This is a genomic window from Gramella sp. AN32 (assembly GCF_023718305.1).
GTDB classification, from domain to species: Bacteria; Bacteroidota; Bacteroidia; order Flavobacteriales; family Flavobacteriaceae; genus Christiangramia; species Christiangramia antarctica.
Window position 1 is genome coordinate 78,927 of the sequence record NZ_QEYO01000010.1, and the last position, 17,072, is coordinate 95,998.

17 protein-coding genes are annotated in these 17,072 nt (G+C 37.8%); 9 read left to right on the forward strand and 8 right to left on the reverse strand.

Features of this window, described 5'->3' with window-relative positions; all coding sequences use genetic code 11:
* Positions 1-2,184 (reverse strand): DNA mismatch repair protein MutS, encoded by a 2,184-nt coding sequence (locus DHD80_RS12300; protein WP_251741497.1) that lies wholly within the window; start codon positions 2,182-2,184, stop codon positions 1-3.
* Between the two features lie 44 nt (positions 2,185-2,228).
* On the opposite strand from DHD80_RS12300, the gene DHD80_RS12305 reads away from it, so the two are divergent.
* Positions 2,229-2,894 carry a uracil-DNA glycosylase gene (locus DHD80_RS12305; RefSeq protein ID WP_251741499.1) on the forward strand — a complete coding sequence of 222 codons (666 nt, stop codon included), beginning with the start codon at positions 2,229-2,231 and terminating at the stop codon, positions 2,892-2,894.
* A 1-nt stretch (position 2,895) separates the two neighbouring features.
* Here DHD80_RS12305 and DHD80_RS12310 read toward each other — a convergent pair whose 3' ends face one another.
* From DHD80_RS12310 to DHD80_RS12340, 7 genes are all read right to left on the reverse strand, one after another.
* Positions 2,896-3,465, reverse strand: coding sequence for a hypothetical protein (locus tag DHD80_RS12310; RefSeq protein ID WP_251741500.1), 570 nt, complete (start codon positions 3,463-3,465; stop codon positions 2,896-2,898).
* Between the two features lie 18 nt (positions 3,466-3,483).
* Positions 3,484-4,338: a substrate-binding domain-containing protein gene (locus DHD80_RS12315; RefSeq protein ID WP_251741503.1), complete on the reverse strand. Its 855-nt coding sequence runs from the start codon at positions 4,336-4,338 to the stop codon at positions 3,484-3,486.
* The gene (gene ppk1 / locus DHD80_RS12320) at positions 4,335-6,389 is read right to left on the reverse strand and encodes a polyphosphate kinase 1 (protein ID WP_251741505.1); all 2,055 of its coding nucleotides are present in this window, start codon (positions 6,387-6,389) and stop codon (positions 4,335-4,337) included. The genes DHD80_RS12315 and ppk1 overlap by 4 nt, the downstream gene beginning before the upstream one ends.
* Positions 6,390-6,463: 74 nt before the next feature.
* Positions 6,464-7,333: a nucleoside phosphorylase gene (locus tag DHD80_RS12325; protein WP_251741507.1), complete on the reverse strand. Its 870-nt coding sequence runs from the start codon at positions 7,331-7,333 to the stop codon at positions 6,464-6,466.
* A gap of 1 nt (position 7,334) precedes the next feature.
* The gene (locus DHD80_RS12330; RefSeq protein WP_251741509.1) at positions 7,335-8,264 is read right to left on the reverse strand and encodes a DUF1835 domain-containing protein; all 930 of its coding nucleotides are present in this window, start codon (positions 8,262-8,264) and stop codon (positions 7,335-7,337) included.
* Positions 8,265-8,297: 33 nt separating this feature from the next.
* Positions 8,298-8,654 carry a translation initiation factor gene (locus DHD80_RS12335; protein ID WP_251741511.1) on the reverse strand — a complete coding sequence of 119 codons (357 nt, stop codon included), beginning with the start codon at positions 8,652-8,654 and terminating at the stop codon, positions 8,298-8,300.
* Between the two features lie 2 nt (positions 8,655-8,656).
* On the reverse strand, positions 8,657-9,607 hold the full coding sequence (locus DHD80_RS12340) for a 2-oxoglutarate and iron-dependent oxygenase domain-containing protein (protein ID WP_251741660.1): 951 nt from the start codon (positions 9,605-9,607) through the stop codon (positions 8,657-8,659).
* Positions 9,608-9,822: 215 nt separating this feature from the next.
* Here DHD80_RS12340 and DHD80_RS12345 point away from each other — a divergent pair, with 215 nt between their 5' ends.
* From DHD80_RS12345 to DHD80_RS12380, 8 genes are all read left to right on the forward strand, one after another.
* Positions 9,823-11,742 (forward strand): dehydrogenase E1 component subunit alpha/beta, encoded by a 1,920-nt coding sequence (locus tag DHD80_RS12345; protein WP_251741661.1) that lies wholly within the window; start codon positions 9,823-9,825, stop codon positions 11,740-11,742.
* Positions 11,743-11,873: 131 nt separating this feature from the next.
* Positions 11,874-12,035 carry a DUF1328 domain-containing protein gene (locus DHD80_RS12350; RefSeq protein ID WP_251741514.1) on the forward strand — a complete coding sequence of 54 codons (162 nt, stop codon included), beginning with the start codon at positions 11,874-11,876 and terminating at the stop codon, positions 12,033-12,035.
* Between the two features lie 83 nt (positions 12,036-12,118).
* The gene (locus DHD80_RS12355) at positions 12,119-12,598 is read left to right on the forward strand and encodes a lipocalin family protein (protein ID WP_251741516.1); all 480 of its coding nucleotides are present in this window, start codon (positions 12,119-12,121) and stop codon (positions 12,596-12,598) included.
* Between the two features lie 20 nt (positions 12,599-12,618).
* A complete protein-coding gene (locus DHD80_RS12360) occupies positions 12,619-13,329 on the forward strand; it encodes an OmpA family protein (RefSeq protein ID WP_251741518.1) in 711 nt (236 codons plus the stop codon).
* A 73-nt stretch (positions 13,330-13,402) separates the two neighbouring features.
* A complete protein-coding gene (locus DHD80_RS12365; protein WP_251741521.1) occupies positions 13,403-14,521 on the forward strand; it encodes an NAD(P)/FAD-dependent oxidoreductase in 1,119 nt (372 codons plus the stop codon).
* Complete coding sequence (locus DHD80_RS12370) at positions 14,511-15,242, forward strand: methyltransferase domain-containing protein (protein ID WP_251741522.1); 732 nt, start codon at positions 14,511-14,513, stop codon at positions 15,240-15,242. The genes DHD80_RS12365 and DHD80_RS12370 overlap by 11 nt, the downstream gene beginning before the upstream one ends.
* A complete protein-coding gene (locus DHD80_RS12375; protein ID WP_251741524.1) occupies positions 15,235-16,284 on the forward strand; it encodes a type III polyketide synthase in 1,050 nt (349 codons plus the stop codon). Before DHD80_RS12370 ends, DHD80_RS12375 begins: the two co-directional genes overlap by 8 nt.
* Positions 16,278-17,072 carry an SDR family oxidoreductase gene (locus DHD80_RS12380; RefSeq protein WP_251741527.1) on the forward strand — a complete coding sequence of 265 codons (795 nt, stop codon included), beginning with the start codon at positions 16,278-16,280 and terminating at the stop codon, positions 17,070-17,072. Before DHD80_RS12375 ends, DHD80_RS12380 begins: the two co-directional genes overlap by 7 nt.

Consider the following 17,072-nt stretch of genomic DNA (forward strand, 5'->3'; position numbering starts at 1 on the left):
CTATTTTTTTGCAGATTGCACAAGTTCCAGTTGCTCCACCCCAACCGACGTTGTAAAAATACCATAATTTACAATGGCTTTGCCTTTTTCAAGGGAATCAATAGAGCCTACAGCCTTACCGTCTTCCAACCTTACCCGATCACCAATTTTTAATTTTTGTTTCGGTTTATTGGCTTCTTTTTGCTTTATTTCCTGATCTTTTTTCTTCTTTTCAACCTTCTCTTGTCTAATTGGAGCGATCTTTTTTTCAACTTCATCTTTTAATTGTCGCTCTTTAGCCTTTTTGGCCTTTACTTGTTTGGTGTTTTCTTTTTTTCGTTTGGAATTTTCAATTTCCACCAGTTTTAAAAGCTCCCCAATTAAATCGCTCTTTTTCTTATTTTGAAAGTACTTTTCACTAAGATCATCAACTTTCTGGCCGAGATATACCAGCCGCTGATTCGCATCATATAATTCCTGATAACTCTCCAGTTTCTGCTGAATTTTAGAATTAATCAGATTTAATTTATCCTGTTCTTTCGAGGCTTTTTGTTCTTTTTCTTTTAGAGAGTCGGTTGTTTTTCGAAGGTCTGAGCGCTCTTTTTGTAATTTGGCAATACTTCTATCAAAGAGGATCTTGCCCCGCTCTACCTTTTTCTTCGATCTATTGATAAGGCTGTAAGGGATCCCATTTTTTTGGGCAACTTCGAAGGTAAACGAGCTGCCGGCTTCCCCTGCCTGAAGTTTATAAACAGGTTCAAGTGTTTGGCTGTCAAACATCATATTGGCATTGCTCATTTCCGGTAATTCCCCGGCCAGTTTTTTAAGATTTGCGTAATGCGTGGTTAGGATTCCGTAGCTTCCTTTTTCATAGAAAACTTCCAAAAATGTTTCAGCTAAAGCCCCTCCCAATTCAGGATCGCTTCCTGTACCAAATTCATCTATTAAAAAAAGCGTTTTATCGTCACATTTCCGCAGAAAACGATTCATATTTTTCAGCCTGTAACTATAGGTGCTCAAATGATTTTCAATGGATTGATTATCCCCAATATCGGTCAAGACCTTTCTAAAGAAACACATGCTGCTATATTCATGAACAGGTATAAGCATTCCACTTTGGAGCATCACCTGTAACAGACCTACGGTTTTAAGCGTGATCGATTTTCCACCGGCATTGGGACCGGAAATCACCATAATCCGGTTATCCTGTTTTAAGGAAATACTTTGCGGAAATGTTTTTTCACCTTTCTTTTTATTACTAATATATAGTAGTGGATGATAGGCATCTATTAGCTGAAGTTCCCTGTTTTTCGAGAGTTTTGGAAGTATTCCATTGATCTTTTCAGCATATTTTGATTTTGCTGCGATCACATCAAAATCACTTAATAATTCCTGATATTCAATCAAAATTTCCCTGTATGGCCTGGAAAATTCGGTAAGCTCTTTTAAGATCCTTTTTATTTCTTCTCTCTCCTCGTATTCAAGATTATTTAGTTCCCTGGTATAATGATGTGTTGCCTCGGGCTGGATATAAACAATACTTCCGGTTTTACTATTACCTAAAATCCCGCCCTTTACCTTGCGGCGGTACATAGATTTAACGGCCAGTACACGAACATTTTCCACAACACTTTCCCTAATTTCGTCTAAATATCCATAGGAATTATTGGTAGTAAGCGCAGCATTAAAACTTGAATTGATCTGGCCTTTTACCGAGTTAATGCTTCGGCGGATATTTTGTAGAAGGGGAGAGGCATCTTCTTTCATTTCCCCAAATTTGTCAATTATAGCGTTGATCTTATCAGATAAATGCGTGTCAAAATCAAGATGGCTTACCGTTTTTTTGAGGGTAGGATAAATTTCCCCATGCTTCTGAAAATATTTTAAATGCGCATTCACCATTTCAGTAATGGCAGAAATTTTTCTGAATCCGGAAATTTCTACTACCGCGCCTTCCAGACCTAAAAGTTTGATTTCCTGAGAGATATTTTCAAAACCATGGTTGGGAATAGGTTTTTCCTGATTCTTAGAGCTTACATATTCATGGGTTTGCTTAAGACCAAAAACTGTTTCATTTCCCGAGGGATAAGGTTCTATCCCCAAAGCTTTCTCCTTCCCCAATCCGGTAACGCATAACTCGCTAACCTGCTGTCGTACTTCGGGAAATTCGAGATCTTCCAGGCTCTTGGGGCTTATTTTAATCATATAATTTTTCCTACTTTTGAGGCATTACAAAGTTAATTAATCTCATGAACGTAAGGATACATCCAAGCTGGAAAAAAGAACTGGAAACAGAGTTTAAAAAGGAATATTTCAAAAATCTTACCGCTTTTGTAAAAAATGAGTACACTGAATTTAAATGTTTTCCTCCGGGAAAAGAAATATTTTCAGCTTTTGATCATTCTATTTTTGAGAATACCAAGGTGGTCATCCTGGGCCAGGATCCCTATCATGGAATTGGCCAGGCAAACGGCTTGTGTTTTTCGGTGCATGATGGTGTGGCCACGCCTCCTTCGCTTATGAATATTTTTAAGGAAATTGAAAATGACCTCGGTAATCCTATCCCAAAATCCGGGAATCTTGAACGCTGGGCAAATCAGGGAGTTTTATTGCTGAATGCCACCTTAACTGTGCGTGCACACCAGGCTGGATCACATCAAAATAAAGGCTGGGAAATCTTTACCGATGAAGTAATAAAACTGATTAGTGATCGAAAAGAACATGTAGTTTTTTTACTGTGGGGTGGATATGCCAAGAAAAAAACAAAATTGATCGATACTTCCAAACATCTGGTTTTATCCAGCGGGCATCCTTCACCTTTAAGTGCCAATCGTGGCTACTGGTTTGGCAATAAGCACTTCAGTAAAACAAACGAGTATTTAGCGGAAAATGAAAAAACACCTATTGAGTGGTAATTTAGAACCTATAACCCAGGTTCACCATAAACTGACCAACAATTTCCGGAGAATTATCATGAAGTAAGTTCCTTCCAATACCGGCACTAACATCCAAAAGGAATCCTCCTGAAGAAACAAATTTGCCGCCTAATCCAAAACCAATAGCAAAGTCGGTATAATCATCGCTATCTCTGGTTTCTATGCCGGTATCATAATCGTAATAATAATTGTAATTATAATTCCCGGAGGATAACATGCCAAAACCATGGACATAAAATCCGCGTGCATATTTGGAACTAAAAAAGTGCTTATATTTCCCGGTAAGCGACAGGTCTTTATAATAGGCTCCATCAGCATATTCCTCATTTTTAAGATAGAGAAAACCTTCAACCGCCCAGGTAGAATTTGCGTTGATTATTCGTTCATAGGTGATATCAACGATTCCAAAAGCTACCAGATTAAAGGCATTTATACTTAATTCATTTCTACCGTATTCATTGTCTTTTATTTCTGACTTATCGGTTTCTTCCTGGGATGTAACTGAGTGAGTGATAATTGAAATTAGCAAAAGGGCAAGAATCTTTTTCATAAAGCTTAGATCTAAAATTTAAGCCAAATTATGAATAATATCCAGATAGTCAACTTTTCGATCAATAAGTTTTAAGCGCATTAATTGTTCCTGGACTTTGTAAATATCTTGCTTAGAAATCTGCTGTTGGCTCCATTCAGTGATTTTCAACCATTTACGGATATCTTCCATTTTTTGTCCGTAACGTTTTGCCAATAATCCCACAACACCAGTTTTGTTCTTAAAATTCCTGCTTTCAGCATTTAATATTGAAAGCACTCTTTTTAAAGCTTCCGGTTCATTTTTAATAAAATTCTTTCTCGCAGCGATCACAAAGCAGGGCCACGGGGTAGGGCAATCGCCAAGCCTTCTAAAAGTTCCATTATCAACCAGTGGTTTAGTGGTAAAATGTTCCCACATAAAATATTGCGCAGTATTATTTTGTAAAGCCTTAATCGCACCATCCAGATTATTGACGATTTCAAATTGCAGGTCATCAATATTCCAGCCTTCATTTTCGGCATTTACATAAGCCATCAAATGCGAACCGCTTCCTTTACGACTTATCGCGGCTTTTGTATTTTCTAAGTCTGCAAGTTTGGTAAATTCAGATCCAGCTGCGACATGGATTCCCCAGATTAACGGACTTTTAATAAAATTTTGAATAATCCTGGATTCGTTACCATTGATAATATCACGGGTAATACCTTCAGTTAAAATTACAGCGACATCTGTATGGTTTTCCCTCAAAGCCCTACACATAGCTCCGGTTCCCTGTGGCACATCGATCCATTCCAAATTGATACCTGCATCACTAAAATGATTATTTTCATTAGCAATATGCCAGGGTAAATTAAAATGTTCCGGGACACCGGCTACTCGAATCGTCTTCATGTGGTATGTTTTTCTTTCAGATAATCATAAATCGCATATTGAGAGCGAATTTTCTTTTCTTTCGGCTTTCTTTTTACATATTCATTTTTTTCTTCAGCATCCTGAATTCTCGCCTTCACATTATCTTTTAACTGGATCTCGAGAATCTCCTTGAACTCTTTCTGAATATCTTTATCCAGGATTGGGGAAATCACTTCAATTCTTCTTTCCAGGTTACGGTTCATCCAGTCTGCACTACCATAGAACATCACTTCCTCACCACCATTTTCAAAAATATAAATCCTACCATGTTCTAAAAATCTATCAACTACGCTGGTAATATAAATATTTTCGCTCAAACCTTTAATTCCCGGAATAAGACAGGTAAAGCCCCGAATAAGGAGCCTGATTTTCACTCCGGCCTGGCTGGCTTTATATAACAGCTCAATCATTTCATCATCTTCGAGACTGTTCATCTTCGCCGTGATCTTCGCTTTTTTACCATCCCGGGCATTTTCAATTTCATTAAAGATAAGCTTCATAAATTCCTGCCTGGTGGAAAATGGAGAGATCAATAAGTTTTTTTCCCGCGGAATAATAAGTTCGCCTTCAAGCACTTTAAAAAGCCGGTGCAGTTCTTTGGTAATATTTTTATTCGCTGAAAAAATGGCGTGATCGCAATAAATTTCAGAAGTTTTACTATTGAAGTTTCCGGTTCCTATATAGCTATAACGCATTAATTCATCACCTTCCTGCCTGCAGACCAATAGAATTTTGGAATGTACTTTCACTTTTGGAAAGCTATAAATAACATTGGCCCCTTTTTCTTCGAATTTTCTACCCCAGGTAATATTGTTCTTTTCATCGAACCTTGCTTTCGCTTCCACAAATACGGTTACTTGTTTTCCATTTTCCAGCGCTTTCATTAGGGAAGAGGTAAGGTCTGATTCATCAGCCACCCGATAAAGGGAAATTTTGATCTCGGTAACCTCCGGATCCTTGGCGGCCTGCTCTACAAACCTTTCCACGTAACTAAAAGACATATAAGGAAAATGCAGGGACTGGTCTTTTTTCGCGATTACTTTAAAGTAATCCTTGCTCTTTTCCAGGGTTTTATGGGGAAGTGCAGGAAGTTTTTCATATTGTAATTTTTTATTATTTGTAGGGTCAGGGAAAGAAAAGAAATCTTTGAAATTATGATACTTACCGCCAGGCATCATATCAATTTTGCCCAATTTCAGCAGTTTTCTAATTTTCTTCTGAATTTCCTTGGGCATGGCCGCATCATAGAGAAGACGCGTGGGTTGCCCATCGGTTCTTTGTTGCAGCGATTCGTAAATCTTTTCAGCTAAAACCCCGGTATAAATATCATCAAGATATAATTCAGCATCTCTGGACAACTTTATTTCATAAATACCGGTGATCTTTTTCTTCGGAAATAATTTATGGGCTTCATGCCTAAGGATTTCATCGGTATACGTAATATTGTTTTCGCCTTTAACGCCTTCCATCATTAAAAATCTGCCACATTCCTTCACCGGGATATTTACAACAGCGAGTTCATCTTCATTTTCAAAACTGATCAAAAAATACAGCACTGAATTTTCCAGAAACAATTCATTCTCATTATTTAAATCCAGGAAAATCGGGTTAATATGCTCTTTGATCTTGTTTTCATAGTAGGATTCAACAAATTTGATATGCGCTTTTTTAAAGTGCTCACAGTCCAGAATAAAAATACCATTTTCAGCAAGTTCCGGGATGATTTCATTATTATAGATCTCGCCGAATTTATTTTGCTGATTTTTTACTTCTTCGATAATTTCTTTGGTGATTTTAGAAGGGCGGAGGGCAAGTTTTTTCCTGATACTTTTCTTTACCCGTTTAATCTGCCGAAGTTGGGAAACACGAACCCGAAAATATTCATCAAGATTGGAGGAAAAGATCGCTAAAAATCGAATCCTTTCGTAAAGTGGATTTAGTTTGTCTGCGGCTTCCTGAAGAACCCTTTCATTAAAACTCAGCCAGTTTAGATCTCTATGTCTAAAACGGTCATCATTAGGTTGCGGCATGGAATTTTCAGTTTACTTCAAAAATACAAAGACCAGGGTGGGGATGTAATTAATTAATTGTTAAATAAGGCTGGCTAGCTAACCAGTTTTTCCAATGAATATTGAATAAGATTCTCCATAAGTTTACCGGGATCCTTTGAAAATTCACCAGTTTCCCGATTAGCTACAACGGCATTCATAGAAACGGCTTTATGGCCCAGTAGTTTGGACATTCCATAAATCCCACTGGTTTCCATTTCCAGATTGGTGATCACCTGGCCGTTAAAAGCGAATTTATTTAATCGCTCATTCATTTTTTCATCTGCTAAGGAAAGTCTTAAAACCCGGCCCTGCGGACCGTAAAAACCAATATTTGTAGCAGTAAAACCGGGAATTGTTTGGGAAGAACTCATTTTTTGGATTAAATCCTGATCGCCTTGAACTACATAAGGTTTTGCTTTTTTAGAAGACCATTGCGTTTGCTCAATAAAAGCATGGGCAAAAGATTCGTCAAGAAAGGCTGAAGCATTGTAGAAATGCATGAGTCCGTCGAAACCTATTGCTTTTTCACTCACCAGGAACGAATCAACAGGAATTTCATTTCGAATAGAACCTGTGGTACCAATTCTTATAATTTCAAGACTAGTAAGCTCTTCTTTGATTTCCTTTTTTTTTAGATCGATATTCACCAAAGCGTCTAATTCTGTAAAGGCGATATCAATATTATCGGTTCCCATCCCCGTAGACATCACGGTAATGCGTTTACCCGAATATTCCCCGGTGTGAATGGTGAATTCGCGTTTTTGTTTTTTTAATTCAATGCGGTCAAAAAGTTTCGAGATTTGGGTGACTCGTTCAGGATCACCTACGGTAATAACAGTTGGAGCAAGCTCCTCGGGAAATAAATTTAGGTGGTAAATAGAACCATCACTGTTAAGTATAAGTTCTGAAGGTTTGAAACTCATTCTATAATTTTAATAAACGGTGCGATTCAGAATCATAAAGAAAATCATACATTTTTGCCCCACCAAAATATTCTTCATTTTTCAGGGTTCTATAAAAATTTTTCTTGGCATTAAGCACCTGTTGACCGCTTTCGGTCAATTCAATTTTATTTGGCTGCACTTCATAAAACATTTCAAGTTTATTTAAAAGGCGTTGCATCTGGTGATCACTATAACCGTAATATCCCTGATATTCCAAAGAATAACCTAACAGGTGATTTCTATTGCAGATGTTTTGATTTTGAATAAGTTTCAGAATATTTCTTTCCAAGCTGTTAATCCCTGTTTCCGTATTCGGAAAACGCTCTACATGCGCCCTGATACAACTGGATAAATATTCAAAATTCGATTTTGTTTTTATCAGCGGTTTTAATTTCAAGGGATTATTTCCGCAGTACAGCTCCCATATTAAACGGGCAATTTCAAGGTCATCCTCATTCAATTCAATCCGGTTATCAAAATGATTGGAAAGTTCCTTTAAACTTAACTGGGATAAAGGTTTTAACTCTTTTTCTCCTTTTAACTTCCGGCTACATACCAATGAAACGGGAACATTTTCTTTATTTTCCCCAATAAAATTAATTGCCGCCAGCATATTTAAATGACAAAAAAGGTCGAACTCAAACCAGAGGACCACTTTATCATAATCATTGTAATCCCTTAACTTTTCAATTTCTGAAATAAACCGATCTTCATAATGCTGATCACTAATTTCGTAGGTTTCATATAGAAATTTTTTCCGCTGGCTGAAGAATTCTGCATCAATCGTTTTCCTGGTTGGCCCTTCACAAAGTAATTCCCTCCAAATAATGACTTTTCCTTCCAGATTTAATTCATTCATTTGAGAAGCAAGGCTGTCTCCGTTTACGATATGCAGGGTACTTTTATCCATAAAACTTCTTTGATTTAAAAAAACGTATTAAAGTTATCCTCCAATACGTTTTACGTTATATCCTTCATTTTTTAAAAGCTGCATAATTTTTTCGCGATCATCTCCCTGAATAATTATTTCGCCATCTTTGGTAGAACCACCCACTCCGCATTTTTTCTTGAGTAGTTTTCCCAGACTGATTAGATCTTCTTCGGTACCTTCAAAACCTTTTATGATAGTAACAGTCTTCCCTCCACGTCCTTTATTGCTAAAGTGAGCTTCCAGCCTTTGTTCTTCTGGTTTCAAATAATCCTTATGGGTATCTTCAGCATACGTATTTTCATCAAAATCATCGTTTGTGGAAAAAACAAATCCGCCTAAATCCTCCAGTCCCAGTTTCTTTTTTGCCATAATTATTTTTTAGCCAGACCTATCTCTATAAGACGCTGATTCAAAAATTCTCCTGCGGAAATATCTTCATATTGTTTTGGATGATCTTCATCCATACATTCATCGAGACAATCCAATCGCATATCACTTCTGGGATGCATAAAGAAAGGAATCGAGTATCTTGGTTTTCCCCACTCCTCCTTTGGGGGATTGATAACCCTGTGAATGGTAGACCGTAATTTATTATTGGTAAGCCTTTCCAGCATATCACCAACGTTGATAACCAATTCATCTTCCTGAGGGATTGCATCAATCCACTCACCATCTTTTCTTAAAACCTGAAGTCCTCCGGTAGAAGCACCCATTAGAAGGGTGATTAAATTGATATCGCCATGTTCCCCGGCCCTAACCGCACCTTTAGGTTCTTCCTGAATAGGAGGATAATGAATAGGACGAAGGATACTATTTCCATTACTCGCCCAATGATCAAAATAATGCTCATCTAAGCCAATATAGATCGCCAACGCCCTTAACACGTATATCCCGGTTTTTTCCAGCATCCGGTAAGCTTCCATTCCCACATGGTTGAAATCTTTTAATTCTGAAACTTTTACATTTTCAGGATAGCTGTCTGATAGATTTGCATCTGCTGAAGGTTCCTGGCCAAAATGCCAGAATTCCTTTAAATCGCCTTCTTTTTTACCTTTTGCATGTTCTTTCCCGAAGGAAATATAACCCCGTTGTCCTGCCAGCCCTTCAATTTCATATTTTTGCTTGGTCTCTAAGGGCAATTCAAAAAAAGATTTTACTTCTTTATAAAGTTCTTCAACCAGATTCTCGCTCAAAAAGTGGTTTTTTAGAGCTACAAATCCTATCTCTTCATAGGCTTTCCCAATCTCATTTACAAATTTCTCTTTTCTTTGTGGATCATCTGAAAGGAAGTCGGCCAGATCAACACTAGGGATATTTTTCATTGCCATTTTGTGACTGTTTTATGTATGTAAACACACAAAGTTAACCAAAAATAGGGGATTCACTAAGCGTTTATAATTTTCTTGGCAATATATAAAATTGGTTACATTTGAGAGGAAAATTAATTTGTATGCTCTTTAAAAGCTCTAAAAAAAGCAGGATCGATTATTCAAATTTTGATCTGGGTAAGGAAACACTTCTGGATCTATATAAATCTATGCTGAAGCCAAGGATGGTGGAAGAAAAGATGCTTATTCTGTTAAGACAGGGCAAGATTTCCAAATGGTTTAGCGGCATTGGGCAGGAGGCCATTTCAATTGGAGTTACCAAAGCTTTAAATGAAGATGAATATATTCTTCCCATGCATCGAAATCTTGGCGTTTTTACAAGCAGGAATATACCCCTTTCCCGTCTTTTCGCCCAATGGCAGGGCAAAGCTTCCGGCTTTACCAAAGGCAGGGACCGCAGTTTTCATTTTGGCACTCAGGAATATAAAATTGTGGGCATGATCTCACATTTGGGTCCGCAGTTAGGAGTGGCCGATGGAATCGCCCTGGCAAATAAAATAAGGAAAGAAAAGAAAGTAACCGCTGTATTTACCGGAGAAGGCGGTACCAGCGAAGGTGATTTTCACGAGGCATTGAATATCGCCGCCGTATGGGATCTTCCGGTTTTGTTCTGTATCGAAAATAATGGTTACGGACTTTCTACTCCTACGGCAGAACAGTATAAATGTAAAGATCTGGCAGATCGTGGCCCGGGTTATGGAATGGATGCACATATTATCGATGGGAATAATATTCTGGAGGTTTACGCAAAGGTTTCTGAAATCGCCAGGGATATTCGTGAAAATCCAAGACCTGTATTGTTGGAGTTTAAAACCTTTAGAATGCGTGGTCATGAGGAGGCCAGTGGAACTAAATATGTTCCCGAAAATTTAATGAAAGAATGGGAGGAAAAAGATCCACTTGAAAATTTTCAGAAATTTTTAAAATTTGAAAATATCCTTTCTTCGAACCAGGAAAAAGAATTTCGGGCAGAAATTTCTTCGGAAATAAATGAAGGCCTGGATATTGCTTTTACTGAAAATCTGGTAAATTTTAATGAAATAGAAGAGTTAAATGATGTTTATAAAGAATTTGAATATCAGGTAGTTGAAGAAAATTTAGAAATAGAAAACGTTCGTTTTATAGACGCGATTTCAGATGCTTTAAAGCAATCTTTATTAAAACATGAGAACCTGGTTTTTATGGGGCAGGATATCGCGGAATATGGTGGGGCTTTTAAAATTACAGAGAGTTTTCTCGAAAAATTTGGCAAAGATCGTATTAGGAATACGCCCATATGTGAGTCGGCAATTATAGGCGCGGCTATGGGTTTGTCCATCAACGGCATGAAAGCAATGGTGGAGATGCAATTTGGAGATTTTGTAAGTACAGGTTTTAATCCTATCGTGAATTACCTCGCCAAAGTAAATTATCGCTGGAACCAGAATGCAGATGTGGTAATCCGCATGCCCTGTGGTGGTGGTGTAGGAGCCGGTCCGTTTCACAGCCAGACCAACGAAGCCTGGTTTCTAAAAACCCCCGGCTTAAAAGTGGTATATCCTGCATTTCCCTACGATGCGAAAGGATTGCTAAATACTGCTTTTAATGATCCCAACCCGGTACTTTTCTTTGAGCATAAGGCTTTATATAGAAGTATCCGCCAGGATGTTCCAAAAGATTATTTTACCATTCCTTTTGGCAAGGCCAGTTTAATTAAAAAAGGGAACGATATTAGCATTATAACCTATGGCGCAGGAGTGCATTGGGCTTTAGAGACTATTGCACAGCTAAATTTGGAAAATGTGGATCTTATTGATCTTCGGTCCCTTCAACCTTTGGATATACAAAGCATTATAGATTCTGTTAATAAAACCGGGAAAGCTATTATTCTGACAGAGGATTCCCTAATGGGTAGTTTTGCCTCTGAAATCGCAGCTATAATCAATGAAAATTGTTTTGAAAAACTGGATGCCCCCGTATTTAGAGTAGGGAGTATGGAAACTCCAATTCCATTTGCCGCAAACCTTGAGAAAAACTATTTACCCAAATCCAGATTTAAAGAGAGATTAGAGGAGCTAATGCAGTATTAATAAGGATTTGTGATTTGATTAAACTTTTTAAGATTTCTTAACAAACTCGTTGTTAAAGTATTAATAATCTTTTGTTGAAGCTGTGGTGCTGGTGTAATTTAGATTCAACTAATCAATTAAAATTTAATATTATGATACGTCTCATTGTTATTTTTCTGATCATCGCTTTAGTAGCCGCCATATTTGGTTTTGGTGGACTTGCTGAAGGTTTTGCAGACATTGCGAAGATCATTTTTTATATCTTCTTAGTCTTATTGGTAATTTCACTGCTTAGCAGATTATTTAGAAGATAATATTTAAAAAAGTCATACCTGTCCAATATGTTTTGTTTGAACATAAAACATATTGGATTTTTTAATTTAAAATCAAATCTATCATGAAAAAAATTGCACTTTTAATTACGCTTGCGCTCTTCATTGTTTCTTGTGGTTCTACTACCAAAGTTGCGAAAGAGGCACGTAAAACTTTTGATGGTGAGTGGACCTTAACCAGTATAACTTACCCCAATAATCCAGGAAACTTTAATGTAACTTTGTTTAACGAGGCCACAGCCTCATGTTTTCAGGGAAGCACCTGGAATTTTGTTTCCAATAATAACCGTGGCACGTATAATGTAAGTGGTACTGGTTGTGATGCTACCACAAATAATTTTATTTGGTCTATAGATGAAGAAAATACACCCACGGGTGAATATGATTTTCTTCTAAAACCAACAGATGAAAAATATAAATCTACGACCGGAAACCAGGGATTTAGATTGAACCTTCAATCTGTAACTGAAAATAATATGGTTTGGGAACAAACAGTAAGTCTGGATGGATCTCCATTTACCATTAGAATGAATTTTACTAAATAACAAATTAAACTTAGATACTTATGAAACTTGTAATAAACAGAATGTTTGCCATTTTATTTGCTTCCGTGCTATTGTTCGGTTGTGAAGCGACCAGAAATGCAAATAACAAACAAAAAGGCGCGGTGATTGGTACTACTGGTGGAGCCGTGATAGGCGGAGTGATTGGTAATAACGTAGGAAAAGGTAATTCTGCATTAGGAGCGATCATTGGTGGTGTTGTTGGTGGTACTGCCGGTGCGATTATTGGTAACCGCATGGATGAGCAGGCCAAGAAGATCGAGGAAGAAATTCCCGGAGCTGAAGTTGAAAGAGTTGGTGAAGGTATTAACGTAACCTTTGACGAAACTAGTGGTGTCTACTTTGATACTGAGAAATACAATATCAACGCTAAATCTCAGGCAACTTTAAAAACCCTGGCTGATATCTTTAAAGAATACCCAGATTCCAATATTCTGGTAGAAGGACATACAGATGATACAGGTTCTGAAAGTTACAACCTTACCTTATCTAAAAACAGGGCCCAGGCAGTGACAGGATATTTAGTAGATAATGGAATCAGTAAAGGTAGGTTTACCACTAAATGGTATGGGGAAGCTCAACCAAAATATGACAATACCACCGCTGAAGGCAGGGCTAAAAACAGACGTGTGGAGCTAGCCATTGTGGCAAATGAAGAAATGAAAGAGAAGGCTAAAAAAGAAGCCGAAATGCAGAACCATGAAGATCACTAATCAATATTAGTTTTATATAATCAATCCCGGAGAGATCCGGGATTTTTTTTATCCTTTTTTATATCTTCATCAGGTGAATAAAAAAGTTGCTATTCTGGGTGGAGGCCTTGCCGGACTAACGGCTGCCCTACATTTATCCCAAAACAATATTTCGGTTAGTTTATTTGAAAAGGATCCTTACCCCAGGCATAGGGTGTGTGGAGAGTATATTTCCAATGAAATAATGCCCTATCTGAATGAACTTGGGGTTAATCTTCAGGCTGAAAACCCGGTTCTCATAGATCGACTTCGATTTTCAAATAAATCAGGAAAAGAAATTTGTTCCCCTTTAAAAATGGGAGGTTTGGGGATCAGCCGATATAGGTTAGATTACTTGCTCTACCAAAAAGCTATCGAATCTGGCTGTGAAGTGCAGCATGCTACAATTACCCATGTTGAATTAAAAAATGATCTTTTCAATATTTCTACTGAAGAAGAACAATTTGAAGATTTTGATATTGTCCTTGGAGCATTCGGCAAACGATCTATCCTGGATAAAAATTTAAACCGGAAATTTTTTCACGAAAATTCCGGATGGCTCGGTGTAAAAGCGCATTACCACAATTTAGATTTCCCGGATAATGAGGTACAGCTGCATAATTTTAACGGCGGCTATTGCGGACTTTCAAAAACAGAAACTGGCGCTATAAATGCCTGTTATCTTACCAGTTTTAAGAGTTTCAAAAAATACCGGAATACGCAGGATTTTAAAAGATCGGTGCTGCAGGTGAACCCAAAATTGGATGCATTCTTTCAAAATTCTGAAATGATCTTTGATAAAGAATTGACAATTGCCCAGATAAATTTCAGCAAAAAATCTCTTGTTGAAGCTCATATTTTGATGGTTGGCGATGCCGCGGGTTTAATTCATCCTTTATGTGGCAATGGAATGGCCATGGCGATTCATTCCGCAAAAATAGCTTCTGAAGAAATTCTGGAATTTTATAAATTCGATTTAAGCAGGGAAGAACTTGAACATAATTTTCAGAAGAAATGGAAAATGGCATTTAGCTCAAGAATGCGCTACGGCAGGATTTTACAGAAACTTTTATTAAATGACCGTCTTACCTCGATGTCTTTAAATACCTTGAGTGCGTTCCCGGGCATGCTCCCAAAAATTATTAAAAAAACCCATGGGCATTATGTTCAATAAGCATGATTTTAAGTTTAGATCGAAAGAAGCTGAAATCATGGATGATTTTGATCTACAGGGTGAAGAGCTAACACGAACGCTTCAGGACCTTGAAAATATCAATACCTGGCTCGGCGGAAATAAGATCACCATTGAAGGGATCAAATTTTTACTGAAAGATCTGGATAAGGATAAAAAGTATAGCATCGCCGATGTGGGTTGCGGGAATGGATCGGTTTTACGGGAAATTATGCATTGGGGTAAAAGGAATGGATACCAATTTGAAGTGATGGGTATCGATGCCAATCCTCATGCCATCGCCATCGCCAGGGAATTATCTAAAAATGAGGAGCAAATAAGTTTCAGGGAATTGAACATTTTGGGGGAAGAATTTAAAAATTTGAAATTTGACATTATTTTATGCACCTTAACCCTGCATCATTTCGATGATCAAAAGATCATTCAGATTTTAATAAGCTTTATTCAGAATTCTAAAATAGGGGTCGTAGTTAATGACCTCCATCGAAACAAAGCTGCCTATGAATTGTTTAAATTGTTCTGCGGCGTTTTTGTAAAAAACAAAATTGCCCGAAAGGATGGCCTTATTTCCATCAAAAGAGGTTTTAAAAAAGAAGATCTGAATAAATACAGTGCCCAGCTAAAGAAGGTAAAGCATACTATTCATTGGAAATGGGCATTTAGATATCAATGGATCATGAAAAAGAAAAAGATGAATGGTTAGAATTACCAGAGTAGAAAAAGAATTACCCCAGTATTCAAGAAAAACTGAAGATATTATTCCCCTGGTAGAAGAATGGCTGGGAGACCAGGAACCTCGATTTAAAAGGAAGATTGTAAAAATTTTTGAAGGCGCTGGGGTTGATAAAAGATATTCCATCATGTCTCCGGAAGATGTTTTTACGGCAACTTCTTTTGAAGACAAAAATAATATTTATATCCGTGAGGTTAAAAAACTGGGAAAAACTGTTTTAAAAAAGTCGCTGGAAAATGCCGGGTGGCAACCTGAATCACTGGATTTTATTATTACGGTAAGTTGTACCGGGATCATGATCCCCTCACTCGATGCCTACCTAATTAATGATCTAAAACTTAAACAAAACATTACCCGGCTGCCCGTCACAGAGATGGGCTGTGCCGCGGGAATTTCAGGAATGATCTATGCCTATAATTTTCTAAAATCCAATCCCGGAAAACGCGCAGCGGTCATTGCGGTAGAAAGTCCCACGGCTACTTTTCAGCTGGATGATTTTAGTATGGCAAATATGGTGAGTGCGGCTATATTTGGGGATGGTGCTGCCTGTGTTTTACTGTCTTCGGAAGAGGATGCGAAGGGGCCAAAAATTTTAGGTGAAGATATGTATCATTTCTATGATGCCTCACAATTAATGGGTTTTGATCTCACCAACCACGGACTTAAAATGATTTTGGATCCTGCGGTTCCTGAAACCATTGCTTCTCACTTTGAAAACATTATCTTTCCCTTCCTGGAGAAGTATGATTCCAGTATCGAAAAAGTAGACTTTTTGATCTTTCATCCCGGTGGAAAAAAAATAGTTCAAACGGTTTCTGATCTTTTTGGTAAATTAGGGAAGAACATTGATGATACACGGGAAGTATTAAAACTATATGGAAATATGAGCAGTGCCACGGTTTTATATGTTCTGGAAAGATTTATGAATCAAAATCCTGAGGCGGGAAAACAGGGCGTGATGCTCAGTTTTGGCCCGGGATTTTCCGCTCAAAGAATATTATTGGAATGGTAAAAGAATTTTCAGATCAAAATTATTGGGGATTAATCCTGGGCGGCAGCAGCGGCCTTGGCTATGCCAGCGCAAAAAAACTGGCCAAACACGGGATGAATATCATCATCATTCATCGTGACCGCAGGGGCGAAATTCCGGAAATAGAAGAAGATTTTAATGAAATAAGAAAATCTGGGGTTGAATTTAAAAGTTTTAACTCAGATGCTATTCAGAAAGAAAATCGTGAAAGTCTAGTTGCAGAAATTCAAAGCCTGCTGGGTGAAAATGGTAAAATTCGCACCCTGCTTCACAGTATCGCCAAAGGCAATTTAAAACCCATGACCGGCCCGGATAACATACTGGAAAATGTGGATTTTAGGTTAACCGTAGATGCTATGGCTTTGAGCTTATACGACTGGACGCAGGAAATATTCAAACGAAAATTGTTCGCAAAGGATGCCAGGATCATTTCTTTTACTTCTGAAGGGAATATAAAAGCATGGAAAAATTATGCCGCTGTATCTGCTGCTAAAGTAACTTTAGAAGCCTTAACCAGAAGTATGGCACTGGAATTTGCGCCTTATGGGATTAGGGCGAATTGTATCCAGGCAGGAATAACGGTCACACGTTCTTTCCAAATGATCCCGGGAAATGAAACTTTACGGGTACATGCATTAAAGCATAATCCCTTCAAAAGGTTAACGGTGCCAGATGATGTTGCGAATGCGGTTTATCTTTTAAGTAAAGATGAAGCCAGTTGGATCACGGGCACGATCATTCCGGTGAATGGCGGTGAACACCTCATGTAA